Annotated in this window: 17 protein-coding genes; 7 read left to right on the top strand and 10 right to left on the bottom strand. The window is 38.0% G+C overall.

Annotated features, from left to right (window positions below; all coding sequences use genetic code 11):
- Positions 1-52: 52 nt before the first annotated feature.
- The 5 genes from HG267_RS17220 to HG267_RS17200 form a co-directional block, all read right to left on the bottom strand.
- A complete protein-coding gene (locus HG267_RS17220) occupies positions 53-1,138 on the bottom strand; it encodes a glycosyltransferase (RefSeq protein ID WP_045869999.1) in 1,086 nt (361 codons plus the stop codon).
- A 7-nt stretch (positions 1,139-1,145) separates the two neighbouring features.
- Positions 1,146-2,000, bottom strand: coding sequence for a glycosyltransferase family 2 protein (locus HG267_RS17215; RefSeq protein ID WP_096621977.1), 855 nt, complete (start codon positions 1,998-2,000; stop codon positions 1,146-1,148).
- Between the two features lie 9 nt (positions 2,001-2,009).
- Entirely contained in the window at positions 2,010-3,182 is a 1,173-nt protein-coding gene (locus tag HG267_RS17210; RefSeq protein ID WP_045870000.1) for a hypothetical protein, read from the bottom strand.
- An 88-nt stretch (positions 3,183-3,270) separates the two neighbouring features.
- Positions 3,271-4,527 carry a glycosyltransferase family 4 protein gene (locus HG267_RS17205; RefSeq protein ID WP_045870001.1) on the bottom strand — a complete coding sequence of 419 codons (1,257 nt, stop codon included), beginning with the start codon at positions 4,525-4,527 and terminating at the stop codon, positions 3,271-3,273.
- A gap of 49 nt (positions 4,528-4,576) precedes the next feature.
- On the bottom strand, positions 4,577-5,341 hold the full coding sequence (locus HG267_RS17200; protein ID WP_045870002.1) for a class I SAM-dependent methyltransferase: 765 nt from the start codon (positions 5,339-5,341) through the stop codon (positions 4,577-4,579).
- Positions 5,342-6,186: 845 nt separating this feature from the next.
- On the opposite strand from HG267_RS17200, the gene HG267_RS17195 reads away from it, so the two are divergent.
- The 5 genes from HG267_RS17195 to HG267_RS17175 all read left to right on the top strand — a co-directional run bounded on the left by HG267_RS17195 (position 6,187) and on the right by HG267_RS17175 (position 13,954).
- Positions 6,187-7,110, top strand: a complete 924-nt coding sequence (locus tag HG267_RS17195) for a glycosyltransferase (protein ID WP_045870003.1) — start codon at positions 6,187-6,189, stop codon at positions 7,108-7,110.
- Between the two features lie 80 nt (positions 7,111-7,190).
- Positions 7,191-9,038, top strand: coding sequence for a heterocyst formation ABC transporter subunit HepA (gene hepA / locus HG267_RS17190; RefSeq protein ID WP_045870004.1), 1,848 nt, complete (start codon positions 7,191-7,193; stop codon positions 9,036-9,038).
- Between the two features lie 71 nt (positions 9,039-9,109).
- Positions 9,110-10,021 (top strand): hypothetical protein, encoded by a 912-nt coding sequence (locus tag HG267_RS17185; protein ID WP_045870005.1) that lies wholly within the window; start codon positions 9,110-9,112, stop codon positions 10,019-10,021.
- Between the two features lie 320 nt (positions 10,022-10,341).
- Positions 10,342-11,271, top strand: coding sequence for a hypothetical protein (locus HG267_RS17180; RefSeq protein WP_045870006.1), 930 nt, complete (start codon positions 10,342-10,344; stop codon positions 11,269-11,271).
- Positions 11,272-11,734: 463 nt separating this feature from the next.
- The gene (locus HG267_RS17175) at positions 11,735-13,954 is read left to right on the top strand and encodes a GumC family protein (RefSeq protein WP_194007794.1); all 2,220 of its coding nucleotides are present in this window, start codon (positions 11,735-11,737) and stop codon (positions 13,952-13,954) included.
- A gap of 37 nt (positions 13,955-13,991) precedes the next feature.
- Here HG267_RS17175 and HG267_RS17170 read toward each other — a convergent pair whose 3' ends face one another.
- From HG267_RS17170 to HG267_RS17150, 5 genes are all read right to left on the bottom strand, one after another.
- Positions 13,992-14,597 (bottom strand): 5-formyltetrahydrofolate cyclo-ligase, encoded by a 606-nt coding sequence (locus tag HG267_RS17170; RefSeq protein WP_071989387.1) that lies wholly within the window; start codon positions 14,595-14,597, stop codon positions 13,992-13,994.
- Between the two features lie 146 nt (positions 14,598-14,743).
- Positions 14,744-15,688 carry a GDP-L-fucose synthase family protein gene (locus HG267_RS17165; RefSeq protein ID WP_045870007.1) on the bottom strand — a complete coding sequence of 315 codons (945 nt, stop codon included), beginning with the start codon at positions 15,686-15,688 and terminating at the stop codon, positions 14,744-14,746.
- A 26-nt stretch (positions 15,689-15,714) separates the two neighbouring features.
- A complete protein-coding gene (gene gmd / locus HG267_RS17160) occupies positions 15,715-16,794 on the bottom strand; it encodes a GDP-mannose 4,6-dehydratase (RefSeq protein WP_045870008.1) in 1,080 nt (359 codons plus the stop codon).
- 317 nt (positions 16,795-17,111) lie between these two features.
- Positions 17,112-17,870 (bottom strand): sugar transferase, encoded by a 759-nt coding sequence (locus tag HG267_RS17155; RefSeq protein ID WP_045870009.1) that lies wholly within the window; start codon positions 17,868-17,870, stop codon positions 17,112-17,114.
- Positions 17,871-17,982: 112 nt separating this feature from the next.
- The gene (locus HG267_RS17150; protein WP_045870010.1) at positions 17,983-19,125 is read right to left on the bottom strand and encodes a glycosyltransferase; all 1,143 of its coding nucleotides are present in this window, start codon (positions 19,123-19,125) and stop codon (positions 17,983-17,985) included.
- A gap of 337 nt (positions 19,126-19,462) precedes the next feature.
- Between HG267_RS17150 and HG267_RS17145 the strand changes: the two genes are divergently transcribed.
- A complete protein-coding gene (locus HG267_RS17145) occupies positions 19,463-20,401 on the top strand; it encodes an NAD-dependent epimerase/dehydratase family protein (protein WP_045870011.1) in 939 nt (312 codons plus the stop codon).
- Positions 20,402-20,616: 215 nt separating this feature from the next.
- Positions 20,617-21,687 (top strand): dTDP-glucose 4,6-dehydratase, encoded by a 1,071-nt coding sequence (gene rfbB / locus HG267_RS17140; RefSeq protein ID WP_045870012.1) that lies wholly within the window; start codon positions 20,617-20,619, stop codon positions 21,685-21,687.
- The last annotated feature ends 28 nt before the right edge of the window (positions 21,688-21,715 follow it).

Below are 21,715 nucleotides of genomic sequence, written 5' to 3'. Positions count from 1 at the left end.
GAATGGGAAAAGGGAAAGAAAAAACCTTTAACCTTTAACCTTTTCCCCAATTTTACTTTGCCTCGCATAACTGATTAATTAATCTCACCCAATCATTAAAATTATCATTTACTATTAAATTCTTATTTGTAGAATCCACTCCTTCAGCGCCTATAGTAGTAGCAATTACAGGTAACCCAGCCGCCAGCATTTCCAGTGTCTTCAGCTTAATTCCAGCACCCTCAAGTAAAGGTACAATACCAATTTTAGCTTGCTCAAAATATGGCGTAGGGTCTTCTACAAATCCAGTTACAATAATTTGCTTGCTTGCTAATGCTAAAACTTTTGCTGAAGGTTTAGCACCAACAATATAAAGTTTAAAATTTGTGTCTTTTTCTAGCAAATAGCCAAAACACTTATTTACAAAATTTAGAATAGCTTGTTCATTTTCCGGTCTATCCATTGCTGCCCAAAAAAGCAGACTTTTATGCTCAATTTTTGCATTATCACGCTTAATTTGGGAGAAAAATTTATTAATTTTTGGCTGATTAATAAGAATTTTTGTTTCATGAATAGCAAATAAAGAAGTTAAAATATCACGGTCTTTTTTAGATAAAACCCAGATTTCCTTAGCTGCGGAATATAGATTTTTTTCATATTGGAATAATTTTGCAGCTTCTATCCCTAAAATATAATTCTTTTCAGCCTTACGTAAAAATGATTGAAAAATTAAATCATGTACGCTAATGATAGTTTTTGTAGCTGGTGAATTAATAAATGGCTGCATATATTGCAGATAAACTGCTGCATGAGGATATTCAAAATGAACTACATCATAAGTGTAAGTTTGCAACAATTGCAGGAGTTGTTTTGCTACTATATTTCGCCATCGCGTAGAAAATTTTAAAGGGATATGCAAATGAGTTAAACAACTAATCACTTTATCCCATCGTTTTAAAGAATAAGCATAAAGATTATTACCAACAAGCGAAGCTAAGTCAGTAGCAGCAGTAATTTCAGCTTGATTAGCAATAACTACAACATCCACAGTTGCGCCAGCATGAATATAGTCTTCTAAATGTCTCAAAGCTATTTTTTGCCCAGCTTGAGGATAGTAATTTGTAGGTGCATGGGCAGAAATAAATAAAATTCTAGTCATAAATTAACTACCATTGACCATATTCATCGGAAATAGGATTTTTAATAAATTTATTGAGTATTTTTTTGAGTTTTCTAGCTAACGGTGGTTTCAAAAAATATCGCGCCGGAATTGCAAAAATCTCATTAAAAATCCATGCTATATACGCTAGTAGACGTTGCTTGTTGAAAGTGCTATCTAAATTAACAGATGCTTTTTGACTAATTATCCAAGACTCTTTAATTAATTTCGCTCTATCCCAATGTTTAGTAGAAGAACTCATCCCATTCAGTGAATAAGCAGCCAAGGGAATATTGATAAAATGAAACTTGAGTTTGGCTAAATATAACCGTAAAATTAAATCATAATCTGCTGTAATTTTGTATTGCAAATCGTATAAACCTACTAAATCGTAGGCTGTCTTTTTAATAAAACAGCTAGGATGGTTTAAAGTAAACCTAATGGGTAATTTATCTAAACTGCCAGGCATAAAGGTAGCAATAAAATTACCAGAGAAATAATTATCTACAGGCGCATAAATTATATCAATATCTGGATTTTGCAAAAATTCTGATTCTACTAACTTAATAGCCTTGTCGTGATACCAATCATCAGAGTTAATAATGCCAATAATATCGCCTGTCGCTAGACTCACTCCCTTATTCATAGCATCATAAGGGCCATTATCAGATTCAGAAATAAATATATCTATAGAATCTGCATATTTTTGAATAAATTCGCAGGTTTTATCTGTAGAACCACCATCAATAATGATATATTCAATTGCTGAGTCATGTTTTTGAGAAATTACGCTTAAAATTGTTTTTTCGATAGTTTTTTCTGAATTAAAACTGGGCGTGATAATAGAAAATTTCAGCGACATTGTAATTTATCAATACTCAAGATTGTTGAATAAGATAATTTTATTAGATTTTTGAGTTTCTACTGACATCGCCAAGATACTGATAAATAGTAATGGTGCGACTCCCTGCAGTCCAGTATGTAGAAATAAGCAGAAGAATAGGTAAGAGAAAATAAATTTTAAATTTTCTTGAGTACAGTAGCCACTGATAACTTTTAACAAAACGAAGAAATAAAGTATTCCCAGGGGAATACCAGTATATGCAATTACTTCTAAAAATGAGTTATGGATAATCGCCCCTATCGGTCTAAATACAGATTCGTAGTTTTCTCCGTAGCCTTTTAAGGCTAAATTTAAATCGTTAACATAAGAATTAATTAAAAACCGATTCGCCTCAAATCTCACTAAATTAGATTTGTCATTAAAAGACAAGAGACGACTTGCACCTGTGTCATAAATAAAGCCAACTTCTACTTGGTTTAAAAAGAATTCTCCGACCAGTAAACCAAATAAATTAGCCAAGAGAAAAATCAGAGAAAAATGAATTTTACTAAATATCTTAAATAAAGGCTTTTCTAAAAGAGCTAGTAGGAAAAATATACACAATGTCAGAAAATAATTGCGGCTCAGGAACAATACTGTAGAAACTAAAGCTAAAATTATTCCTGGTTTAAATTTAATTTTGACACATAAATAGAAAAACAAGAGCATGAATAAGCCAGAAACATTCGGGTCGCCATTGCTTAAAGCAACTCTTTGGCTATTATCAAACTCTAAACGCCTATAGCTTAACATTTGGTAAATCATCGATGCTAGGGACACCCAAGATAAACCTACTAAATAGCTTCTTTTGATAGGAATATAAGGGCTACCACTAAAGCAAATTGCCGTGAGGCAGATAGGTAAACTATATCGAAATAGCTGATAGCTAGAAAAATTGAAGATAGTTACTACTAAAACCAAACAGACAACGATAATATCACCAATGAGTAACTTACTTTTGTAATAACCTAGTTGTAAAATTAAAATAATTGTGAGTATAGGTAAACAAAACCTAGCGTATGGCAGTTTTAGGTCATAGGGAATGAGATATAAGACTGCTATGCTGTAAAGAATCAAGCTGTAGAAAAAATAATTTGTTTCTCCTTTGGAGACGTTGGTGTTGATATTCAAGGTTTCCTCTTCAGTATTTGAGTTCAACATAGCGTTTCCTAATCTGCTGAGGTAGAAATTTATCTGTGTTTATCCTCCTATTCTTCACGAATTTAGAAATCGCTAATAGCAGTCAGCCCTAAATTCCTGACTCCGAATTTATGAGTATTTCTCTAAACAAATTAGAATAGCGTTGTGCTTGCAAATCTTGGGAAAATTCTTGTTCAACTTTTTCACGGGCGCGTTGTCTGAGTTTTTGTAAGCGATCGCCATCTGACAATACCCAAACAATACCACGTGCCAAGCTCTCTATTTCCAGGGGTTGAGCTAAGTAGCCATTTTGTTGGTGTTCTATCATATCGGACATCCCGCCGATGTTAAAAGCAATGCAAGGAGTACCACAACTGAGAGACTCCATCACTGTATTTGGTAAGTTATCTTGCACAGATGGGGCAATAAATACATCTGCGGCGGCATAAACTAGCGCCAAGGTAATATCATCGTTGAGATTGCCTAAATCATGGCATTTAAAGCCGATATTTTTCGCGTTATCGGGTGAAGAGGAACCAAAAATTACCAGTTCTATATTGTCTTGATATCCAGCTTGTACCAACTTTTCTAATGCTGACAACAACAAATTAAATCCTTTTCTGGGATGATTAGTTGCAGCTGCACCAAATAGCACTAATTGCTTATCTTGGGGTAGATTCAGCCATTCTCGTGCTATTTCTCGGTTTAACGGTTTATATCTTTGAATATCTAAACCATTGGGAATCACTTCTATACGAAAGTCCCGCAATAGAGAACTTTTCTTAGCACAATCAGCTAGCCACATACTTGGTGTGACAATTGTACAATTTTGCGGCTGCCAAGTTTTAGCTTTGCGTTGCCATACCCACCGCGATAAATCCTGCTGTTTCTGACTTTGCAGTTGTACGCAAGCACCACAAGAGTTGAGGTAGCGATCGCAATCCAAGCTATAATAACAGCCGCCTGTAAATACAGACATATCATGCAAAGTCCAAACTACAGGCTGAGTAAATCTCGCCACACTTTCAATTTGCAGATAACCACAAGCCCAATGGATATTAATAATATCAGGAGATAGAGATTTAAGCTTAGGCTGAATTAAGTCAGGAAACCATTGTGGAGAAAAGCTTTCATCATGATTACCTGCATAAAACTTTAGGGGTAAGTTATCTAAAGTCGGCCGCATTTGGTTAAGCAATTTTTCTAGCTTATTCTGATAACTCATCACTGTGCGATCGCTGCTAGTTTTGTACTGTACTAGCATTTGAGAATCTATATTGATTTGTCTTAGCCCCTGATGCAGACGATACGCCGCGCGCGCCGCACCGCCATTAATATCAAAAGTGCTAAGAATTAAAGATTTCATTGGTATTTTAAGGGAACATATATAGAGTATTCAAATCCTGTTGCAACTATTAGATTTTTTGAGAGCAGAAAATGTAACTGTCGAAGATACCATGCTTTTGGTCGAGATAATTAGAAAAATCTACTTTCGTGGTAAATCCCATATTTTCTAATAATTCATAAATATCAATACCAAAAGTTCTATATGCCAAAATCTTGCCGCGAATTCTGTCCCCGTGATACTCTGGCGGCAGTAAATGAATATCTTCTTTACCAGAAGTATCGACTCTCACGATAGTTGCACAATCAAAGTTACAGGGGACGGTAAAAATATGGTAGCCACCTACTTTTAAAATTCGGTGTACTTCCCGCAAACCTCGTTCATGATTTCTGACATGTTCAAAGACATCTTCAGTAATCACAACATCAAAACTTTCATTATCAAAAGTTAAATTTTCTAAATCTTGACAAAATACCCCTGGACGGATTTCGGTTCCCGGTTTAACTTCGGGAGAGAACGTAGAACAAATATATGAATTTTGATGATTTAATATTTGATAAAATGCATCATCAACATCAGTGTTATATATAGTTAATGACTGGTTTTTAGCAACATCAGTTATTGTCGAGTTTGTTGGCAGCACTTCATTAATCAATATTTTAGCAACGTGCCTTTTCCGTGAGGAACTACGGCAGAAAGGGCAGTACATATTATTACGAACACTGAAAACATCAATACAGAGAAAAACTGTGGGACTACCACATATATTACATTTCCCAAATCTGTGGTTGCCTAAGTTTTGCATCACTTTTGCAACTGCATTGATAAATTTCATGTTGCTACCCCTAGTTATTGGGCTACGGCAGAAAGCATATTTTACACTATTCGCCTAATGACAATTTTCACGTTGAGGGCATACCCAACTTTAGATGCTTCTCCATTTATTGAGAATGTTAGCACAGAGACTGTTCAGCAAATTCCTCATCTTTTAATTAATAGATAAACTACACTGCCTAATAATTATTAAGTAAAAAATTTTACTTAGCAACTATCTTAATTTAGTAATAGACCAACTTATTTATACAGCTAAACTCAGTAAATTACGTTGTTAACTGGCATGATTTCGGGAGTAATGATATTGACATCTCTAATAGCAACCCAACATTTTGCTACAACAGTATTTGTGTAAAATAAAGTACACAAAATCTTACATTTTCAGAAAATTTGCGATTTTTCTCTCGTACAATTACGGCTGAAATAGTATAAAATCGTCATGCTACCTAATTTGATAAATACTAAATTAGTGAGAAAACGATCAAAATTACCAGGAATAGTTTACTGTAGAAATACTATAATTCTTGTGTCAATATTCCCAGTTGGTTGAAATTATACTCTCCATGAGTAAAATTATATGTATGTTGCATAACTGCTTGACAAAATTGAATACATATAATTTTTTACAATTTTTCAATTAACTATATAGCCAGATAGCGATATAAAAGAAACCAAATCTAGTTTTGCAATTAGATGCTAATTTATCTGCAAAAACTTTTCCAATTTAGCTTTAGGAGGGATGAAACAAAATAACCAATTATGGACATGAATTGTTAATTTATTCAGTGTTGATGGCGAGGTAATCGTCTTCACACACATAAAGGTGTTTATGGGAGTGTGTAGCTCATGACAGTTATCAACGAGCTTTCTTTTATCATTGTTTCTTGGAACTCGTCTCAGACCTTACGAGGTTCAATAGAGTCATGCCTGTCCACTATTCAAAAGTATTATCCACATACAGGCAAAATAGTAGTTTATGACAATGCTTCTGTTGATAATTGTCCGCAAATCCTCGATGAATTCAGTAGAAAATATCCCAAAAATTTTATCGGCATCAAAGGTCAGCAAAACTTAGGTTTCGCAAAAGGTAATAATAAAGCCGTTGAAGCTTCCCCCAGCAAAATCTATGTCTTAGTGAATCCAGATGTGACATTTAAGCCAGAGGTAATTACCCAATTAGCTGGAACCTTAAACTCAGCCAAAGATATTGCGATCGTTTGTCCACAGCTAGTTTATTTAGACCGTTCTGTGCAACCATCAATTCGCAGATTTCCCACCTTTACCTATTTATTTCTCAAGCAGTTATTGGGTGAAACTCTGCAAAGTATCTTACATCCATTTGATTATTATTATTCCCAGATGCCTCGTCCACAAAAACCAGTTGAAATTAACTGGGCAATAGGAGCATTTATGATGGTATCTGGAGAGTATATTGCCAAGTATGGTTTATTCGATGAACGTTTTTTCTTATATTTTGAAGATGTGAGTTTATGTTTAGATGCTTGGCAAAACGGGTATCGAGTTTTATTCCAACCAAAAGCATCTGCACTACATCTGTATCAACGTTCTAGTACTAGTTCTTTCTTTAACTATCTGAGGGTTGTACATATAATTTCAGCCCTCAAATTTTTTGCCAAATACAACCATTATCAAAAAAGATGGAAATTGGTGATTTGGCTGTTAAATATCAATGCCAAAATCAAGAATTATTTCAGGTTACTCATTGCAGTATTGACCCAAAGGCTGCAAAAAAAAGATTTTATATGTTAGGTAACCTAAGGTCAACAGGGGTGATTGTTGAGTTGTCAGCAATAAATTCTCGTCCCTAGCCCCGCAACCAAGAATAATTTATGCATGAGCTACCTAATTTATTTCAGAGAATGCTCGTAAAAACAAAATTTTGGCAGGAACATTATCTGATTCTCCAGTTGTTTCAGCCTTTGCGGTTAACTGCTGCGATCGCAGTACTATTCACTTTAATAGGAGCAGTACTTGAGGCTACTGGAATTGGTTTAGTAGCAGTTTTATTGCAAGGTTTAACTAATGCTAACCAGCCACCTTTACAAACGGGAATTGGTTGGTTTGATATTTGGTTTTTGGGAACCCAGGCTAGTGCATCTGAGCGTATCTATCGGATATCTGGCTTAATTTTATTTAATGTTTGGTTGCGGGGTGGATTCAGCTACTTGGGGCGTTATTACGCAAAATTTTGCGAAGTAAATTTAATAGATAGTTTGCGAAAAAAAATCTTTGAACAGTTTCAAAGTCTGAGCTTAAGTTACTATACAGAAAAACGCTCCGGAGAACTTTTTCAGACATTTTCTACTGAAGTGGGTGAAATTAGCTATGCCTTTAATGAAGTAATTAATTTTGTGAGCAAAAGCTGCATAATTTTGGCATATACTCTTGCCATGTTTATGATTTCATGGCAACTAACCTTAGCTACAGTCTTGTTATTTAGTTTACTAGCCGCAGGCGCAGCCAATTTAATTAAGCGAGTGCGTGCAGCTAGCGTAGAAATGACTGCGGCTGGTAGTGAGTTAGCATCCACAGCAGTGGAATTTGTCAGTGGGGTGCGAACTGTGCAAGCATTTTGGACTCAAGATTTTGAACGCAAACGCTTTGATCAAGTGGCTGGAAAAGTTACGAAAGCCTGGATGAAAACAACCTCAATTAGTGCAATGGTACAACCATTAGTTGAGGCATTGGCGACCACAATTTTAATTGCCATGATTATAGTAGCAGTCACGACACTCGTAGCTAGTGGAAAGCTCCATGTCGTCTTGTTACTAGCTTTTTTATTTGCTCTGTTTCGACTGTTACCAATTATTGCTCACATGAACAGTTCCTGGGGCATAATTGCTACTTATTATGGGTCATTGCGGAGTGTCAACGAGCTGTTAAGAACTGATAACAAGACTTACCAGAAAGATGGAGAATTGGAGTTTGCTGGTTTAAAACAAGCGATCGCATTTAACTGCGTAGATTTTAGCTATGACGATCGCAAGTTAGTTTTAGAAGATATCACGCTGACCATCAAACGCAATCAGATGTTGGCATTGGTGGGGGCTTCTGGTTCTGGGAAAACCACCCTAGCCGACTTACTGATGCGCTTTTACGATCCCACCAGAGGCAAGATTTTCATAGATGGCATCGACTTGCGGCAATTTCGCCTACAATCACTGCGATCGCGCATGGCGGTAGTCAGCCAAGATACTTTTATTTTTAATACCACCGTCAAAAATAACATCGCCTATGGTTTAGAAGCGGTAGACGAGGCAGAAATTGAAGAAGTAGCCAGACAAGCCAATGCCCTAGAATTTATTTTAGATTTGCCCCAAGGCTTTCAAACTAAACTAGGCGATCGCGGAGTTCGCTTATCGGGGGGACAACGCCAACGAATTGCGATCGCCCGCGCCCTCCTACGCAACCCCGAAATTTTGATTCTTGATGAGGCTACCAGCGCCCTAGATTCTGTTTCGGAACGCTTAATCCAAGACTCTCTAGAAAAGTTAGCAGTAGGTAGAACAGTAATTGCGATCGCTCATCGATTATCTACTATTTTTCGAGCTGACAAAATAGTCGTCCTCGAACAAGGTCATATCATCGAACAAGGTGGATACCAAGAACTTTTGCAACAGCGGGGCAAATTCTGGCAATACCATCAAATGCAATATGAGTTAGGTGTGAAGGATTAGGTGCTAAAGACTAGGAATAGTATTTTCATTTAACAAACACCAAACCCCAAACACCAAATGCCAGTCAATTTATGAATACTGCTGTTACCTTAATTATCTTTAATAAACCAGATACTACCGCCCAAGTTTTTGAGGTAATTCGGCAGATTAAACCTCTCAAGCTATTAGTAATTGCGGATGGCCCTCGTCAGCACCATCCTGAAGATATAGAAAATTGTGCTGCTGCTAGAAAAATTATTGAGCGCATTGATTGGGATTGTGAATTACTTCAGAAAATATCTGATATTAATTTGGGATGTAAAGAATCTATCTCCACAGGTTTAGACTGGGTTTTTCAGCAAGTAGAAACAGCAATTATTCTGGAGGATGATTGTTTACCTCATCCGACATTCTTTCCATATTGTGAAGAATTATTAGATAAATATCGTCATGATCAACGCATTATGACGATTTCTGGAAACAATTTTCAGTTTGGTCGCCGACGCACTGAAAATAGCTATTACTTTTCTCGCTATCCACTAATTTGGGGTTGGGCAACTTGGCGACGTGCATGGCAAAAGTACGACCGAGAAATGAAGAATTGGGTAGAAGTTAGAGATAATAATTGGCTGCAAGATATACTCAATGATGCCACTGCAGTAAAATACTGGAATCGACTTTTTGAAAAGTGTTACAAAGGCAATATTGATTCCTGGGCTTTTCGTTGGACTCTCACTTCTTGGCTAGAAAATGCTTTAACTATTTTGCCAAATGTCAATTTAGTTTCTAATATTGGATTTAGTCGCACAGCATCTAATACAAGAGATATTTATAGTCCATTTGCTAATCATCCTAGGGAAGCAATAAAATTTCCGCTCAAGCATCCAGAATTTATGATTCGTGATGTACAGGCCGATCAATTTACACAGCAAACTCAGTTTCGGACTAGTTTAATATCGACGCTGAAAAGCAAAATTAAAAAAAAACTGCCAAATTTCCGTTAATCTATTCGTCACAATCCCTTGCCAAAGCTCATCAAATAATTGGCAATCTTTGATGACTAAATAAGATTCTATTTCAATACTGCTCGGTTAAGGATTTTCAACTGGGAGTTTGGTTTGGGGAAAAGGTGACTGGGTAAGGGTTAAAGGTTTTTTCTTGCCCCTTTTCCCCTTCCCCTTTTGCCCTTAACCGACAAGTATTGGATTCTATTTTATATTCTTTGTTGTTGCCTTTCTCAGTAATCTATCCAGATGAGGAGGTGAGTTATTTCACAAATCAAATAGCATTGCAATGACAACAGAATTATCAGCATAAGTGATTTATGAATACTGCTGTTGCATTAACCATCTTTAATCAACCAGAAATTACAGCACAAGTTTTTGAGGTAATTCGTCAGGTTAAACCGCCAATTTTATTAGTGATTGCTGATGCACCTCGTCCCCAATATCAGGATGATTTCCATAAATGTGCCGCTTGTAAAAAACTGATTGAGCAAGTTGATTGGGATTGTAGAGTACTCACAAATTACTCCGAAGAAAATTTAGGCCCTAAAATACGTATTGCTACTGGTCTTAATTGGGTTTTTCAACAAGTAGAAGCTGCAATTATTCTGGAACATGATTGTTTACCTCACCCCACATTCTTCAGATTTTGTGAGGAACTATTAGATAAGTATCGTCATGATCAACGCATTATGACTATTTCCGGTAATAATTTTCAGTTTGGTGAACAACGTACTGAAAATAGCTATTACTTTTCTCGCTATCCCTTAATTTGGGGTTGGGCTACTTGGCAACGTGCATGGCAAAAGTACGATTTAGAAATGCAGCACTGGGTAGAAGCCAGAGATAGCAACTTACTAGAAAATATACTTGATGATTCTACCGCAGTGAAATATTGGACGAGAATTTTTCAAAGTTATTACCAAGGCAATATAGATACTTGGGATTATCCTTGGACATTTACATCTTGGCTACAAAATGGGTTAACTATTCTGCCCAATGTCAATTTAGTTTCTAATATTGGCTTTAGTCCTGAAGCTGCTAACACAAAAGATATTTACAGCCCTTTTGCAAACTATCCCACACAAGCAATGGAATTTCCGCTCAAACATCCGCATTTTATAGTTCGTCATACAAAAGCTGACCAATTTACCCAGCGAACTCAGTTTCATACTAGTCTTTCATTTAGACTGAAAAACAAATTTAAAAACCTGTTTTATAGAAACTTTCATATATTCGCCAAAAATTAATAAGTAGCTCAATATCTAAAAACATAAAATAGACTATTTGCGATTACGTCGCTTCTCCCCTTGGGAGACGCTGCGCTAACACTGCATTCCTCCTTACCATAGAGGAAAGCGTTCCGCCTACATAATGACATTTTTATGTTTAAAAGTGCTGAGTGCTAAGTAAAAATTACCTTGATACATTTAAGCTGCTTAATTGCTGGCTATTTGTCTACTGAAAATAATTATACTTTGAAATATTAATGTATCAAATTTAGCATTAAAAATATGGCAATAATTTTAATTTTTAGTGAGATAGAAATTATTAATCACAATCTTAATACGTACAATTATGGAAAATAATTTCTTTTGTCAATCAGGAATCATTTATCATAAGATTGCGTCTATACTGTCATAAAAATTCACTCCTAATAGATTTTCTGGCAATCTTCCTGATTTATTATTACGAGATTAGAGGACTTTTATAGTGGCTAACACTAGTCTGAATCAAGGACAAATGCTCATTAACTCTCCACAAAACGCGGTTGACATCAAACAACTTACGACAATTCTGTTTCACCGACGTTATCTGATATTGGGTATTTCCTGTGCAGTGATGTCAGTTGCGAGTATCCTTGCTCTCATTGCCAAACCAACTTACCAAAGCTCTATGCAAATACTGGTAAGTTCCAACCTATATGAAGGAGTACGCTCAAGTAATGTTCAGGGAAATCCAGAAAGCGAGTTTACAGATCCCAATTTTCAAGTAGTTGACTATACCGCTCAACTGAAACTGATGATGAGTACTAAGCTCATCCAAAAAGCTGTAGACTTGCTGCGTCCAACTTATCGAGATATTACCTTAGAAGATATTAAAGGCAAAAAAGAAAAAGGTGAAAAACCTCCTTTAGAAGTAGCGCAAATCGAGGGTGGTTCGGGTATTAATAAAATCCCTAGTCAGGTATTTGAAGTAACTTTCAAAGATAAAGATCCAATTAAAGCCCAAAAAGTTTTACAAGCACTACAAAATGTTTATCAAGATTACAACATAGAACAACAAAATGAGCGATTACACAAAGGACTTTCTTTTGTGAATGCGCGCCTCCCAGAAATTAAAAAAGAAGTCAGCCAATCAGAAAAAAATTTAGAAGCATTTCGTCGGCAGCATAATTTATTAGATCCAGAAGTTCAAAGCAAAATTCTTTTGGAATCTCTAGCTGATATTCAAAAACAGTTAGAAACTACTCGTGCTCAACTTCAAGATAATAGAGCGCGTCAAGCTAACCTAGAGCGAAAAATGGCTGCTTCCTCTCAAAATGCCATTATTTCCTCACGATTAAGCCAATCAACACGCTACCAAGGGCTACTAAATGAGATTCAAAAGACTGAATTGGCTCTAGCGCAGCAGCGACTACGTTATACAGAAAATTCTCCCGTTATCCAAAATCTGACACAGCAACGTCAAAGTCTACTAGCACTCTTACGCCAAGAAGCGGGAAGATCGGTAGGAGAAAAAGGGCAAAATGTAGCAAATACCCGCCAACCGCTATTAACTCAAGGGCAAATGGTAGGCGTTGACTTGAAGCTAGTAGAAGAGGTGATTCAGGTACAAACAACTTCATTAGGGCTAATTGCCAATGAAAAAAGTTTAGTTGAATCCGAACAACGGCTACGTTCTGAACTGAGTAAATACCCTGCCCTCATAGCCCAGTACAATCGTCTCCTACCAGAGGTGGAAACAAATCGCAAAACACTTGAGCAACTACTGCAAGCACAACAATCTTTAGGCTTAAAAATTGCTCAAGGCGGATTTGATTGGCAAGTTTTAGAAGCGCCCGATAAAGGCATGTATATGGGTAGCGGCAGAGTATTTCTCTTAGGTGGAGGAATAATTATTGGGCCGATTTTAGGGATAGTAGCAGCCCTCATTTGGGAAATGTTTCATGATGTCATCTATTCTGCCAGAGAATTACAACGCTTAACAAATTTAAGACTATTAGGAACAGTGCCAGGGCTAGGGGGACGTGCGAGAAAACGTTTAGCTAAACTACCTTGGGATAAGCAAGATAGAGCAGTTCCTTTAGTATTAGAAAGTAATCCCAGATTGCCATATCATGAAAATTTAGATATGGTCTATCAAAACATTCAAATAGCAAGATATCCCCAGCTTTTCCAATCGCTAATGTTGACTTCAACACTAGCAGGTGAAGGCAAAACAACTTTGTCTTTAGGGTTAGCTGTTAGTGCTGCTCATATGCATCGTCGGGTATTATTAATTGATGCTAACTTGCATAATCCTAGCTTGCACAAGATTTTAGAATTGCCAAATGATTGGGGCTTATCTCTATTATTAGAGGAAGAAGCTAATACCCCAGTCGCTGATTATATCCAACCAATTCATCCTGATATTGATGTTTTGACTGCTGGCCCCACACCAGAGGATACAGTCAAACTACTCAGTTCAGACCGGATGAAAGAGTTAATAGAATTGTTTGAGCAAACTTACGATTTAGTTTTAATAGATGCTCCAGCAATTTTAGACAATGTTGATGCCAGAATCGTTGCATCTGTATGCAGTGGAATTGTATTAGTAGGGCGTATTGGTCAGATTACCCAAAGTGAACTCATTCAAGCTAGAGAAATTTTGAGTAGGTTGAATTTGATTGGGATTATTGCTAATGATGCGAAGGATGCGCCAAGGGTTTAGGAATTGGGGATGGGGTAATGGGGAAAACACCAAACCCCTATGCTGCGGTAAACCTAGATTCTGTACACACCGCTTTTAAAGGTTTATCCCAATGTTCAATGGGTATTTGGGGTAAATAGGCGAAATCAAATAAAATGCCGATAGTTGGCTTGTTTTGCCATGCTGGTGAACTGAGGAGGCGATCATAATATCCGCCGCCATAGCCTAAACGGTAACCTTGATAATCGCAAGCAACGCTGGGGACAAGTATTAAATCTACCTCATCTGGATCTATTGGGGGTGTATCCGGGCGGGGTTCAATAATGCCATAGGTGCCAATTGCTACAGCATCTTTGGGAGTCCAACTATGCCAAAACATAGATTTACCAACGCAGCGCGGAAATCCCCAACGGTATTGCGGATGAGCAAATAGCAAACTAATATCGGGTTCTTGGCGAAAACTAAAATATGCCAGTATAGTTTTTGCTTGCGTAAAGAGGACAGAGGTTTGGAGTTGCTGACAGATGCGATCGCTTTTTTCTCTCCATTCTGTCATTGACATTGATTGACGTTTTTTTAAGAGAGTCCGACGTAGTTCCGTTTTTGCTGGAATGTCCACACTTTGAAGTTGTTGCTGGATTTGGGAAAATTGAGATGATGTCACAAAACAAACACGTAGGGCATACGCCCTACGTTCTAGATAGTTTTGGATATTGGGTTTCAACCCCTTACCCACAATAAATTGCTGGTATATTTTGGGTTAGTGTGGGTAATTATAGATTCATTATTTACTAAATGCTGCTAATTAAGTTATGCAGCATGTTGGCGGTACCATGCAATGGTATTCTTTAACCCTTGCTCAAAGCTAACTTGGGCTGTGAAATTAAAAGCTTGCTTTGCCCTTTCGGTATCCAAACAACGACGAGGTTGACCGTTGGGTTTGTCTGTTTCCCAAACAATTTCCCCGTCAAACTCCATCAATTCGCAAATCAGATTAATTAAATCCCGAATGGAGATTTCATAACCTGTGCCCAGGTTAACTGGTTCCGAGTCATTGTAGAATTGAGTACCCATAACAATGCCCCGTGCAGCATCTTCAGAATAGAGAAACTCACGGGTAGGACTACCATCACCCCAAACAGGTAGTTGCTTGTCGCCTTTGATTTGGGCTTCGTGGACTTTGCGAATTAAGGCTGGAATCACATGAGAACTTCCGGGGTCAAAGTTATCTTCTGGCCCGTATAAATTTACAGGTAGCAGGTAAACACCATTAAAGTTGTACTGCTGGCGGTAAGATTGCAGTTGAACTAAAAGGGCTTTCTTGGCTACTCCGTAGGGAGCATTGGTTTCTTCAGGATAGCCATTCCAAAGGTCATCTTCTTTAAAAGGCACTGGGGTAAATTTGGGATAAGCGCAGATCGTGCCAACACAGACGAATTTTTCTACTCCAGCTTGATAGGCTGCATGAATTAACTGGGTTCCCATAATCAAGTTGTCGTAGAACAACTCGGCGGGTTTTTCGCGGTTGAGGCCGATACCACCGACGTGCGCTGCTAAGTGGATGACGATATCTTGCTGATCGACTACACGTTGGTTGTTTTCCCAGACCCGTAGATCGCAATCACGCGATCGCGGTACTGTAATTTTTTGAAGATCTGCTCCTGCTTGACACAGCTGATCTACCACCTGACGACCTAGGAAACCCGACCCACCAGTGACGAGAATCCGTTTATTTTTTAATTCTAAGGCAGCCATATTTTTATCCTCAGCGACAGTTGAAATCAAAAGTGGAGCGCACCCAGTTGTTGACGAACAGTCGCAATATCATGGGGTACTGACGAACCATTGCCATTGGGAGAAGTGATACCTAATGCTTGGAGGTCTGCTTCTACCATTAATGCTACAAGTCCCTCAAAGGTAACTGATGGTGTCCAACCCAACTTTTGCCGTGCTTTGGTAGCATCACCAATTAATAACTCTACTTCCGCAGGGCGAAGATAGCGCTCATCAAACTCTACATAATCTTCCCATCGGAGATTTACATAACGAAATGCTAGCTCTAAAAATTCACGTACTGAGTGGGTTTCACCAGTAGCAATTACATAATCATCTGGTTGCTCTTTCTGCAACATTAGCCACATGGCTTTTACATAATCCTTGGCATAGCCCCAATCCCGTTTGGCATCAAGGTTACCCATATAAAGTTTTTTCTGTTTACCTGCAACAATTTGAGCAACGGCTCTGGTAATTTTACGGGTTACAAAAGTTTCGCCCCGCCGAGGTGATTCGTGGTTAAAAAGTATGCCATTACAAGCAAACAAAGAGTAAGATTCACGATAATTTACTGTTTGCCAGTGGGCATAAACTTTAGCACAAGCATAAGGACTACGGGGATAAAAAGGTGTGGTCTCGCTCTGAGGTACAGCTTGTACTAAACCATACATCTCCGAAGAACCAGCTTGGTAAAAGCGCACCTCAATTCCAGTACGCTGTTGGTAATCCCGAATGGCTTCCAACAAACGCAGTGTTCCCATACCTACTGCATCTACTGTGTATTCTGGTGAATCAAAGCTGACTCTGACATGGGATTGCGCGCCAAGGTTATAAATTTCTACTGGCTGTACTTCTTCTAAAATTCGGCGTAGGGTTGTCCCATCTGTCAAATCACCATAGTGAAGAAACAACCGCACCCCTTCTTTGTGAGGGTCTTCGTAAATGTGATCGATGCGGTCTGTGTTAAAGGTAGAAGTCCGGCGAATAATACCATGTACCTCGTAACCTTGCTCTAGCAAAAACTCACTCAGATATGAACCATCTTGACCAGTAATACCGGTAATTAATGCTCTTTTCTGCTGCGTCATGCTTAGGGATTCCTTTGTATATTTTGAGTAAAATAGTTACAGACTAACTGATACAAGCTAGCAGTTAATTGCTAAATTGCCTAATGGGAAACTACTAAATTCTGATTTAGCACGTAAATTTGTCTGTAAATGTATGTACTTAATTTATTAAGAATGTTAAGTAGTTTTACTAATTGAAGCTGAAAATTTTTACTTTTGTGTCTAAAGTTGCAAAAAATCTTTACCAAAACTTTATATAAACGAGAATTTTATTAAATATAAGTAAATTTCCTCTGGGGGCAGGAGCTGCCCCACAGAATATACTCTTAAGTATCGTTTCAGTAAGCCCCGTTATTTTTAGGCATAATGACAACATCAACTGTTTTCAAAATTATCCAGAGGTCGAGCCAAAAATTTCTAAATTTTACATAGTGTAAGTCTATTTGAACTCGCCTTGGATAAGGAATGTCATTGCGCCCAGAGACTTGCCATAACCCAGTGATTCCCGGTCGGATAGTTAAAATCTGATCGATATGACAACCGTATTTAGGAAGTTCTTCCGCTACTAAGGGTCGCGGCCCGACAACACTCATATCCCCTTTTAAGACATTCCAGAATTGGGGAAATTCATCTAAGCTAGTAATTCGCAAAAACCGCCCAATTTTTGTAATGCGGGGGTCTTGTTTTAGCTTAAAACTGCTCTCAAATTCTTGCCGCATCTGGGGGGATGTCTCCATCATTTGTACGAGCATTTCATCGGCATTGCTTACCATCGTGCGGAACTTAATACAATTAAAGGGTTTGTAGTTTTTACCAACCCTTTCCTGGACATAAAAAATCGGGCCTTCTGAACTCAAAGCGATCAGTAAGGCCAAGATTAAGTAAACCGGGAAAAATAAAATCAAAACCAACAACGAAAACACAATATCAAACAGTCGCTTGGCAAACTCTCCGTTTAAACCTTGAAAAGACAAACCTTTAGGTTTTAACCTAGGAGCCTTTTTCTGTTGACCACGTTTTGAGAAAGTACGACCAGACGCATTAGCATCTTGCCGTAGGCCTCGCTTGCCGGAGAGGAGTGAGCTCTGGGCAGTCATCATACTCCTTAACAATCCACACCACACATAGTCCCAATCTTAAAGCTAAAAGTAGGTGCTTCTGGGTTTAAATTTCCAAAAGCCTACAAAACAATTCAAAAAATCCTGACCATCACTCCCATGAAGGCGTTTTTTTGCTGCATCGCTCTACAAAATCTAGATAGCGATCGCCAAAAACCCGCCGAGAAAATTTACTAGCATGTGTTCGCAAATACTCAGGATTAAATTTGCCTTGATACATTTCAAACTTTTCTACTGCTGCTACTAAAGCAGCTTCTGTTTGTTCGTTAAATAAGATACCTGTTCCTGTATCGACCCAGGAATGAATATCTCTGACAGTTTCTAGTGCTCCCCCAGCACCGTAGGCAATGACTGGAGTCCCACAAGCTTGTGCTTCAACTAAGGCAATACCAAAATCTTCACAAGCTGCATACACAAATGCCTTGGCTTTGGCCATATATTTTGTTACTACATCATTCGGTTGCCATCCTAGTATTTGAATATTAGAATTTGCTATCTGGCGAAGATATTTCATTTGTGGCCCTGTACCAATTACTACCAATGGTTTTTTGAGCTGATTAAAAGCTTTGACAATTAAGGATACTTGTTTGTAACTCACTAAACGGGAAACTATTAGATAAAAATCTTCTTTGTCAGCCACAAATGGTAATTCTTCTACATTAACTGGCGGATAAATCACAGTTGATGTTCGCCGATAGCAGCGCCAAATTCGCCTGGCTGTATGCTGTGAATTGGCAATAAAATAATCAACGCGATTAGCTGTCAATACATCCCACTGACGCAAACGATGTAGTAAATATCGCGTTATCCATCCAGCTATACCATTCCCGACTTTGCTTTGTTGCAGATAATCAAAAGTTAAGTCCCAAGCATAACGCATGGGGCTGTGGCAATAACAAATATGTAATTGGTCGGGAGCAGTAATTACTCCTTTGGCGACAGCGTGGGATGAAGATAGAATTACGTCATATTGCCGCAAATCTAATTGTTCAATAGCCAGCGGTAACAAAGGTAAATATTTTTGTACACCATTGCGGGCATAGGGAAAGTTTTGCAGGAAAGTTGTGCCAATCTGACGTTGGTATAAATAACTTTCAGGATTTGTGGATTCAAAATTGATTAGCGCATATAAATCAGCATCTATATGCTCCAGAATTGCTTTTACAACTAATTCTGAACCGCCAGTGGCTTTAGGTGTCAGCCATTCATGAATCAGAGCATATTTTAAGGGCACAGCTAACGTGAATAAGTGGAAAATACTGAGGTAAATTAGTCAGATTAACCAAAAGGTTTTTCCTTGGGATTAAGGAAGAGAAAGCAATCCAGATGAAGTCGAAGACGCGATTCTCCAAAAACAGGTTCCAGAGCGATACTGTAACCTGATAACCTCAAATAGGGACTGGGGATTGGGGACTAGAGATTGGGGACTAGGGATTGGGGACTGGGGACTGGGACAACAGATTAAAGATGAGTTTTATAGTAGCCTCTAGCCCCTAAGCTTTAGCTCCTAAGTTCTAGCCTCTAACCCTTAGCTAGCCCCTGCATTATTAAAAGAGCTAAGAGGGGAATTCATGCGGATTTTGATTATAGGTGGTACTCGGTTCATTGGTGTTTATCTCACCCAACTGCTAGTAGAACAAGGACATGAGGTGGTGCTGTTCAATCGTGGTAATCGTCCTGCACCATCTTTACAGGGAGTAGGACAAATTATAGGCGATCGCACTGACGCTACGCAGTTAAAGGCGAAGTTATCACAGGAAAATTTTGATGTCATTTTTGACAATAATGGGCGGGAACTTGCTGATACTCAACCATTGGCAGAAATTTTTCAAGGCCGTGTACAACATTTTGTGTATATGAGTTCTGCTGGAGTATATCTCAAATCTGACCAAATGCCTCATGTGGAAGGTGATGCTGTAGATCCCAAAAGCCGTCATCGGGGTAAGCATGAAACAGAGGCTTACTTAGCTGAATTGGGAATACCTTTTACCTCAATTCGCCCCACCTATATTTATGGGCCGCGTAACTATAACGATTTGGAAAGCTGGTTTTTTGATAGAATTGTCCGCGATCGCCCTATTCCCATTCCGGGAAATGGCTTGTATATTACGCAGCTAGGTCACGTAAAGGATTTAGCAAGGGCTATGACTCAGGTTGTGGGTAATCAGCAGGCCATAGGGCAAATTTACAATGTATCAGGCGATCGCTTTGTCACTTTTGATGGTTTAGCCCGTGCTTGTGCACAAGCGGCTGGTAAATCCCCTGATGCAGTCAAAATTGTCCATTACGACCCGAAAAAGTTTGATTTTGGCAAGCGCAAAGCTTTTCCCATGCGGGGACAACATTTTTTTGCCTCGGTAAATAAGGCTCAGAGTGAATTAGGTTGGAAACCTGAATATGATTTAATTTCTGGGCTAAATGATTCATTGGAAAATGATTATTTAGTATCTGGACGAGACAAAGCAGAAATTGATTTTTCTGTAGATGAAGAAATTTTACAAGCTTTGTGACCCAGAGATAAACTACAAATCACATCAATAGTGCTGAGTGAAAAGTTCTGAGTTATCAGTTAAAAGATTGTACAATGTAAACTTTTAAAGTGCTGATTTCCTTTACTGAATGCGGTTTCCCACTTTTAACTCAGGACTCAGCACTTAGTACTCAACCTACGCGTCTTCTGATGCGAATTATTACAATATTGATGACATAAATATTTTCTACAATTATGCCTACTTTATTAGTTACCGGAGGAGCCGGATTTATTGGAGCGAATTTTATTCTCCAAGCAATCAAGTCACAATGGGCTAATGTAGTTAATTTAGATAAATTAACTTACGCTAGTAACCTTCAAACTTTAGCCGAAATAGCAATTAATCCTAACTATCATTTTATTCAAGGTGATATTGGTAATGTTGAGTTAGTCAGTTACCTTTTAGAAGAATATCAACCAGATGCAATTATTAATTTTGCAGCAGAAAGTCATGTTGATCGCTCAATACTTAGTCCTCATGACTTTATCCAAACTAATGTAGTCGGGACGTTTCAATTATTAGAAGCGAGTAGACTGTACTGGCAAAAACTTTCATCAACAAAACAACAGCAATTTCGATTTTTGCACGTCTCTACAGATGAAGTATACGGCTCTCTCCAGCCTCAAGATCCAGCTTTTCGGGAAGATACTCCCTATGCGCCTAATAGTCCCTATGCTGCATCAAAAGCTGCTTCTGACCATTTTGTGCGGGCTTATTATCACACCTATGGACTACCAACTTTAACAACTAATTGCTCAAATAATTACGGCCCGCGTCAGTTCCCAGAAAAACTGATTCCTTTAACTATCTTGAATGCTTTAGATAGTAAACCACTCCCTATATATGGAGATGGTCAAAATGTTCGTGACTGGCTTTATGTGATAGACCACTGTGAAGCTATTTATCTTGTATTACAGCAAGGTAAAGTAGGTGAAACTTATAATATTGGTGGTTTAAATGAACAAGCTAATTTAACAGTTGTAGAAAAAATTTGTGCAATTTTGGATGAGTTAGCGCCCAAATCTAACTTTCATCATTCTTCTCTAATTACTTTTGTTAAAGACCGTCCTGGACATGACCGGAGATATGCAATTGATTGTAGTAAAATCAGCCGTGATTTAGGTTGGCAACCTCAAGAAAACTTTGATAGTGGTTTATTAAAAACAGTCCAATGGTATCTCAATAACTGTGATTGGGTAAATCAAGTGCGTTCTGGTGATTACCAAAACTGGTTAAAACAAAACTATGAAAATAGAAAATTATAATTAGGTCGGCGAAATTAAATATAACTGG

The organism is Tolypothrix sp. PCC 7601, from assembly GCF_025677855.1.
In the GTDB taxonomy this organism is placed as follows: domain Bacteria; phylum Cyanobacteriota; class Cyanobacteriia; order Cyanobacteriales; family Nostocaceae; genus Aulosira; species Aulosira diplosiphon.
This window is presented reverse-complemented; position numbering and strand designations above follow the sequence as displayed.